Source organism: Bacillus sp. HMSC036E02 (assembly GCF_001836235.1).
Classification (GTDB): Bacteria; Bacillota; Bacilli; order Bacillales; family Bacillaceae_G; genus Bacillus_A; species Bacillus_A cereus.
Genome location: NZ_KV827854.1, coordinates 87,065 through 93,571, shown reverse-complemented (window position 1 = coordinate 93,571; position 6,507 = coordinate 87,065). Strand labels below are relative to the sequence as shown.

Here is a 6,507-nt window from a genome sequence, read left to right as displayed (position 1 = left end):
GTGAATTAATTCACTCCTTTTTTGATTTACTCCCTTTTTTAGAACGATATTCTTTCCCTTTATTATCATTACCAGTTTCAAATTCAGTGCTAAATTCCTGATTAAACTGGCCGGACTTTGGTGATCCTTGATTACCGCTCCCTTTACTACCGTTACGATTCGTCATATCTCTCCCTCCTTCCTTGTATTAGTAGTATGGCGCTCTATGTTTTTTCATACACATTTTATTTTTTAACATCTATTACACACGAAAGAAGACCTCCCATATATAAGGAAGATCTTCTATTTCATCACGTAAGCGTTTTCTTGTTTATAATCACTTAAATAAGTTTTTTGGAAATTGAAATCATTACATTCATTTCATCTTCTGAAAGTGCAGAGAATCTTTCTTGTAAATATTGTTTTTTCGCATCTTCCATTTTCGCAACTAAATCTTTCCCTTGTTCTGTAATCTCTAAATACACAACTCGGCGATCTGATGTAGAACGTGAACGAGTTACAAAACCTTTATTAATTAATTTTTCTGTAACAGCTGTAATATGACTATTCGACACATTTAATTCATTTGCTACACGCGATACCATTTCTTTATTCGTACGATTTAATATTCTCAGAACGATGAATTCATTCCACGGTATGTAACCACCGAATATTTTTCCGATATCATTACGCAATGTGCGAAACATAGCAAACACATTTGTCGATAGTTCTTCCATTAATTGCTCTCGATTTTGAGACAACATTGACAGCTCCTTTTATTTCATTTAGTTAAATAAAAACCTTATTAATAATTTTACATGAAATCTTACTTTTTGTCATCTTATTTTCCCATAATTCGTAGTTTTTTAATATGTATTTCATGATAAAATGAAGTCAACTTCCAGAAAAAGGGGGATTTTAATGCGTGAGGAGGAGAGGTTCTCAAATCTCAGCCAAAAAGATAAAATAATTATTATTAGTATTATTGCTCTTTTTCTCATTATAGTTTTTGCATTTATATTTTTTGTATATGTAGGAATCTTTCAAATTACAGGTATAGCGTATAGTTCACGTACTGCTTTACTTCTCTTTTTTTTATTAATCACTTTCTTAGAAGGTATTACATTTTTTATTTTCAGTTTCTTCAAAGCGCTGCTATATCCATCGACTCAAAACATGCCAAATTGGATTTCTATCACTCTTTTCTCATTCATTGAAATTACACTAGATTGGTTCGTCATTCATACTGCTGATGATTGGATAGAAAATGTACAAATGTCCAACTTAGCTGAATTATGTGCCGTACTATTCTTTTTTCTATTAAATAAATTATTAAGTGACAAGAAAGAGTAAGAATACAAGCTTTTCTATATAAAAATTGGTACAATGAAAGCAAATCTTACTAAAGAGGTGTTAATTATGAACTTACAACAATGGGCTGATAAAGGTATGTCCTTTGATACATATGTGAATGAAATGAAAGTAAACCAATACGAGCTACTACACATTTACAATAACTTTTTAATTCCAAATGAATTACTTCCTGTATTAGAAGAACGTCAAAATGATGGCTGGCGTGTTATCGTATTAACTGCCGATTGGTGTGGCGATGCTCTTTTATGCGTACCTGTTATGAAACGAATTTCTGAAGTTGCAAATATTGACATGCGTTTATTAATTCGCGATGAAAACTTAGAATTAATGGATCAATATTTAACAAATGGAACAGCACGTGCGATTCCAATCTTTATTTTCATTGATAAAGATGGAAATGAACAAGCCGTCTTTGGACCACGCGCTCCAAAAGTACAAGAATTAGTAACTTCAATGCGCGCTACATTACCTGAAAAAGAAGATCCAACATTCGAAGAAAAACAAAAAGAAATGTATGCTAATTTCCGTGCTACATTAGCTGATGATACTTCTCTTTGGGAACATGTAATGGAAAACATGATAGAAAAATTAGTAAAATAAAAACCTGCCGAGCTCGGCAGGTTTTTATTTTACATAATGAAGAAATAGAATACCGCAGCTAAAATGAAACGATAATAAGCGAACGGTGTTAGTTTTACACGAGATAATAATTTCAAGAATGAAACAATTGCAAGCATCGCAACAACGAATGCAGTTACAAATCCTGTTACAAATAGCGTTATATCTGCTGAGCTTAATACATCCCAGCTTTTAATTAAATCTAAGCCACTTGCAGCTACCATCATCGGTACCGCTAAAATGAACGTATATTCAGCTGCCGCTGTATGCGACACGCGAGCTAATAAACCACCACTTATTGTAGAACCAGAACGAGAAAATCCTGGCCAAAGAGCTAAACATTGGAACATTCCAATTGTAAATGCCTGTTTATATGTGATTTCATCTAACGTTCTTGCTGTACTTGGTTTCGAAAACTTCTCAGCAACAATCATTAAAATACCACCGGCTACTAAGCTAATAACAACTGGTCCTGGACCAAATAAAACCTCTTTAATAGTGCTATGGAATAATACGCCAAGTACCCCGGCAGGAATCATCCCGATAATAATATGTAATAAATTTAACGATGGTCCGTCTGTTACTTTACCTATTCCAACTAACGACCATAGACGCTTCCAAAATATAACAACAACTGCTAAAATCGATCCCAATTGGATAACAACTTCAAAAACTTTCGCTCTCTCATCGTCAAATCCAATTAAATGTCCTGTTAAAATCATATGTCCTGTTGATGATACTGGTAGAAACTCTGTTAACCCTTCAACAGCACCCATGATTAAACCAATTAACCAATCAGCCACAAGTAGTGCCTCCTTAATAACAAATAATATGTAATTTTTTCACACCTTATCATAATACCTTATCCCTTTTCAAAGTGCATCCTTTTTTTATTGGTTTCATATGTTGTAGGCGCGTATTTCTTTTCTAATCTTTGATTAAATTGTATGATAGTAAGAGTTTGTTTTTTTATACGGAAAGGGGATTTTATGAAAGAAACTACTTCATTCTCACAAAAGTTAAAGCAATTTGTATTACTATTTTTTCCGATTTTCGTAACGCAAATGTCATTATTTGCGATGAGTTTTTTTGATACAACAATGTCAGGACATGCAAGCCCAACTGATTTAGCAGGTGTCGCAATTGGAACAAGTATATGGATTCCAGTTAGTACTGGGTTAACAGGGATTTTAATGGCCACGACTCCCATTGTTGCCCAGCTCGTTGGATCCAAGAAAAAAGAGGACGTTCCTCACGTTGTCATACAAGCAGTTTATTTAGCAATTTGTGCTAGCTTCGTTGTTATCCTCATCGGTTTCTTCGTCGTTTCACCTATTTTAAACGGCATGCGCTTAGAAGAACCTGTGGAACGTATTGCAGCTCAATTTTTAAGTATTATCGCAATAGGAATTATACCTTTATTCACTTACACGGTTTTACGTGGATTTATTGATGCATTAGGAAAAACTCGAACAACGATGATTATTACATTACTATCATTACCAATTAACGTAATATTAAATTACTTATTAATCTTTGGTAACTTCGGTTTCCCAAAACTTGGTGGTGTCGGAGCGGCAATTGCTTCCACTGCAACATATTGGTGCATTTTAATTATTACAGTCATTATTATTCAGACGAAAGAGCCTTTTGCCTCTTTCAACATTTTCAAACAATTATACCGCCCTTCTCTTTCGAGTTGGACAGCATTCTTAAAGCTTGGCGTCCCTATCGGATTTGCTATCTTTTTTGAAACGAGTATTTTCGCTGCGGTAACGCTTATGATGAGTAATTTTAGTACGACAACTATTGCAGCTCACCAAGCAGCTATGAACTTTGCTTCCTTGTTATATATGACTCCGCTAAGTTTAGCAATGGCAATGACTATTGCGGTCGGATTCGAAGTTGGTGCAAAACGTTTCGATAATGCAAAACAATACGGACTGATTGGAATTGGATTAGCCCTTGCCTTTGCTTTATTATATTCGATTCTTCTCTACTTCTTTGATGATCAAATTGCTTCTATTTATACGACAGATGCAAAAGTTCATCATTTAGCAAAAGAATTTCTTATCTTTGCGATTTTATTTCAAATTTCAGATGCAATTGCAACCCCTGTACAAGGAGCTCTGCGTGGTTATAAAGATGTAAATGTCGCTCTAATTATGACTTTAATTGCTTATTGGATAATAGGTCTACCACTAGGTTATATATTAGCAACGTATACAGAATGGGCCGCAAAAGGCTATTGGATCGGTCTTATTATCGGTCTAGCATTTGGCGCTGCCTTCCTACTTATCCGTCTCTTTCAAGTACAACGAAAATATACAACACAAAACAGCCGCTAATAATAAAGCGGCTGTTTTCTTTATGCATATTTTTTCTTGTAACGTATAATATAATGAACAAGAAAGGTGGGTACATATGGACGACAAAGAAAAAAAGCAATCATTCGATGAAGAATTTGCCCCTGAAATTTCACCTGGATATCGGCAAGATGTACATAAGCCACCTAAATATAAAAACACTTCGTTTTTAATGGGCATTACCATTTTCGCTGCTGTATTACTCATACTTATCATTTTCGTTTATTTTTGATGAAAGGTGGCCTATTATATGAAGAAACAAGATTCCAATCGTTCAAAAAGAACTGTTAAAACACAAAAAGGATATGCAGGGGATTCTGTTCATACCCTTAAACAAGTCGAGCAAGGAAATTTATATATTGCTCAAAAAGAACTTGGTCAACAAAATGAAAATCTTTAAAGGCCCTTTATTCCTTGAGGGCCTTTTTATTCCGCATTAAGTAGTACACACCCCAAAATGTTCTATTGAGCAATGAATTTCCTTTATTGTACGCGTTGCTTTTGTTCTAGCACCATAAATATATTATTAACCTTTACAATTTTCACTTCATAATTCAATTTCATTTCGCTTCTCTTACCATTTTCAGTACCCGCAACGTACGCTACAGCTTGATAAAGAAAACTCTCATCGGTCTCTTCACGTATCTCCTCGTTTGTAAATTTATACTCTAAATCTCGAAAACGATTTGGATAATAATTTCCCATTAATTGTTCATACCCTCTATTTAAAAATAGTTCTTCACCTTTTCGTTTCACATCTTCTTTATTAGTAGACCCAAACACTGATAGTTGCTCGGTCACAAAATGCTCTCCTACCTTTTTCATTTCATTATGAGTTAAATTTTCTATACTTTTGTTCTTTAACTCCTTATTTAACTCGTACTGATCAATCGGTTTAAAGGTAGCAAAAACCTCCTCTTTATATGACCATAACAATATAAAAGCGATACATAGAGAACTGATTAACAGTCTTTTTTTCGTAATACTCCCGCCCTTCTTCATAATGATAGCTATATTTTAACATATAGAAAGAAAATTCTGATATCGTAAAGTGGAATAACTTAACTTAGAAACGAGGAACTTGAATTCATATCGGGTACAGAACAACTGAAAATAATACTGCAGGGATGAGATTACATTCTCTCCCTATATACTCTCTCCTCATACAACATTAACTTTTTATCCATTTCAACAATGACTTTATACAGTTGAAATGCTTGTAAAATTTGCAGTTGAATTTCAAAAGGAGCATTCTGTTCTTTTAACCACTGAAATACTTTCGTTTCATCTTTCATTGATTATTCCTCCCTTTATTAAAATCTGCTACAAATATACGGTAAATGATGAAAAGCTTTTCATGTCAACAACAAAAAAGGATGCAAAGTTGCATCCTTTAATGTACGATATTTTTCTTCTGCTCCGCTTCTTTCTTTACTTCTTCCCCTTGGCATTCACTACGAAATGCACAACTTATACACTCAGAACGAAAATGGCGCTCTGTATAATGCTCAGGTTGTTGCAACATTTCTTTCATTCTAGATAAATCAGCCATTCCAGTTATAATATCTTCCTGTTTTGGAATGTACTCATACTTAGTTCCTTCTATTAAATTAATAACTTCAATCTTTCCTGGAAGAACGCCGAAAGCTTTATAACTGAATACTGTCATTAGCTTCTGACAAAGAGCAAGCATTTCCTCATCCGCATCGACGACATACTTTTTAATTACAAACGACCCAGCACTCCACTCACCAACTTCAAATGTCAATGACATGTGGACACCTAACTCTTCCATATATGTTTGAAACTTCTCGTATAAAAACAATGGTGGTGTCTGACTATCATCCTTTTCAACAAACTGTAATAAGTGATCCGTTAGCTTAGCTAATACAATATAGTACTCCGTCTTCGAAGCAAACATATTAATCCTTACTTTTTTCCAATACTTTTCTATTAATATTAAAAGTACAATTTTCGTTTGTTGACCCGCAGGTAGCGTGTAATACTCGTTAATAATTTGATTGACAATCATTTGTGCTATTTGTTGCCATTCAAATGAAGAAGGTTCTCTTCTTTTTATATGACGAAAATAAAATTTATGCGGACAACGCATAAAATCATACAAATGATAATCTGTCATCGTTTTGATTGAGATTTTCTCATGCACTTG

Annotated in this window: 11 protein-coding genes; 5 read left to right on the top strand and 6 right to left on the bottom strand. The window is 34.0% G+C overall.

What is annotated here, in order from left to right; genetic code table 11:
- Positions 1 to 10: 10 nt before the first annotated feature.
- Positions 11 to 166, bottom strand: coding sequence for a hypothetical protein (locus tag HMPREF2590_RS16340; protein ID WP_000184928.1), 156 nt, complete (start codon positions 164 to 166; stop codon positions 11 to 13).
- Between the two features lie 154 nt (positions 167 to 320).
- Positions 321 to 740, bottom strand: a complete 420-nt coding sequence (locus HMPREF2590_RS16335) for a MarR family winged helix-turn-helix transcriptional regulator (RefSeq protein ID WP_000081432.1) — start codon at positions 738 to 740, stop codon at positions 321 to 323.
- Positions 741 to 900: 160 nt separating this feature from the next.
- Here HMPREF2590_RS16335 and HMPREF2590_RS16330 point away from each other — a divergent pair, with 160 nt between their 5' ends.
- Together HMPREF2590_RS16330 and HMPREF2590_RS16325 are read left to right on the top strand one after the other, a co-directional pair.
- Positions 901 to 1,332, top strand: coding sequence for a regulatory YrvL family protein (locus tag HMPREF2590_RS16330; RefSeq protein WP_001206404.1), 432 nt, complete (start codon positions 901 to 903; stop codon positions 1,330 to 1,332).
- Between the two features lie 33 nt (positions 1,333 to 1,365).
- Positions 1,366 to 1,953, top strand: coding sequence for a thioredoxin family protein (locus tag HMPREF2590_RS16325; protein WP_002004705.1), 588 nt, complete (start codon positions 1,366 to 1,368; stop codon positions 1,951 to 1,953).
- Between the two features lie 29 nt (positions 1,954 to 1,982).
- Here HMPREF2590_RS16325 and uppP read toward each other — a convergent pair whose 3' ends face one another.
- Positions 1,983 to 2,774 carry a bacitracin resistance undecaprenyl-diphosphatase gene (gene uppP, locus HMPREF2590_RS16320; RefSeq protein ID WP_000796256.1) on the bottom strand — a complete coding sequence of 264 codons (792 nt, stop codon included), beginning with the start codon at positions 2,772 to 2,774 and terminating at the stop codon, positions 1,983 to 1,985.
- A 186-nt stretch (positions 2,775 to 2,960) separates the two neighbouring features.
- Here uppP and HMPREF2590_RS16315 point away from each other — a divergent pair, with 186 nt between their 5' ends.
- From HMPREF2590_RS16315 to HMPREF2590_RS30405, 3 genes are all read left to right on the top strand, one after another.
- Positions 2,961 to 4,319, top strand: coding sequence for an MATE family efflux transporter (locus HMPREF2590_RS16315; protein ID WP_000665550.1), 1,359 nt, complete (start codon positions 2,961 to 2,963; stop codon positions 4,317 to 4,319).
- A gap of 76 nt (positions 4,320 to 4,395) precedes the next feature.
- Positions 4,396 to 4,569: a hypothetical protein gene (locus HMPREF2590_RS16310; protein WP_000341062.1), complete on the top strand. Its 174-nt coding sequence runs from the start codon at positions 4,396 to 4,398 to the stop codon at positions 4,567 to 4,569.
- Between the two features lie 18 nt (positions 4,570 to 4,587).
- The gene (locus HMPREF2590_RS30405; RefSeq protein ID WP_000743742.1) at positions 4,588 to 4,737 is read left to right on the top strand and encodes a hypothetical protein; all 150 of its coding nucleotides are present in this window, start codon (positions 4,588 to 4,590) and stop codon (positions 4,735 to 4,737) included.
- 83 nt (positions 4,738 to 4,820) lie between these two features.
- Here HMPREF2590_RS30405 and HMPREF2590_RS16300 read toward each other — a convergent pair whose 3' ends face one another.
- The 3 genes from HMPREF2590_RS16300 to HMPREF2590_RS16290 form a co-directional block, all read right to left on the bottom strand.
- On the bottom strand, positions 4,821 to 5,339 hold the full coding sequence (locus HMPREF2590_RS16300; protein WP_000715262.1) for a hypothetical protein: 519 nt from the start codon (positions 5,337 to 5,339) through the stop codon (positions 4,821 to 4,823).
- Between the two features lie 131 nt (positions 5,340 to 5,470).
- The gene (locus tag HMPREF2590_RS30400; protein ID WP_000651084.1) at positions 5,471 to 5,632 is read right to left on the bottom strand and encodes a hypothetical protein; all 162 of its coding nucleotides are present in this window, start codon (positions 5,630 to 5,632) and stop codon (positions 5,471 to 5,473) included.
- Positions 5,633 to 5,730: 98 nt separating this feature from the next.
- Entirely contained in the window at positions 5,731 to 6,504 is a 774-nt protein-coding gene (locus HMPREF2590_RS16290) for a hypothetical protein (protein ID WP_000544577.1), read from the bottom strand.
- Positions 6,505 to 6,507 lie beyond the last annotated feature (3 nt).

Coding starts and splice junctions, on each gene's coding strand:
- HMPREF2590_RS16315 (WP_000665550.1), top strand. CDS start 2,961: ATGAAAGAAACTACTTCATTCTCACAAAAGTTAAAGCAATTTGTATTA.
- HMPREF2590_RS16330 (WP_001206404.1), top strand. CDS start 901: ATGCGTGAGGAGGAGAGGTTCTCAAATCTCAGCCAAAAAGATAAAATA.
- HMPREF2590_RS30400 (WP_000651084.1), bottom strand. CDS start 5,632: ATGAAAGATGAAACGAAAGTATTTCAGTGGTTAAAAGAACAGAATGCT.
- HMPREF2590_RS16310 (WP_000341062.1), top strand. CDS start 4,396: ATGGACGACAAAGAAAAAAAGCAATCATTCGATGAAGAATTTGCCCCT.
- HMPREF2590_RS16325 (WP_002004705.1), top strand. CDS start 1,366: ATGAAAGCAAATCTTACTAAAGAGGTGTTAATTATGAACTTACAACAA.
- HMPREF2590_RS16340 (WP_000184928.1), bottom strand. CDS start 166: ATGACGAATCGTAACGGTAGTAAAGGGAGCGGTAATCAAGGATCACCA.
- HMPREF2590_RS30405 (WP_000743742.1), top strand. CDS start 4,588: ATGAAGAAACAAGATTCCAATCGTTCAAAAAGAACTGTTAAAACACAA.
- HMPREF2590_RS16300 (WP_000715262.1), bottom strand. CDS start 5,339: ATGAAGAAGGGCGGGAGTATTACGAAAAAAAGACTGTTAATCAGTTCT.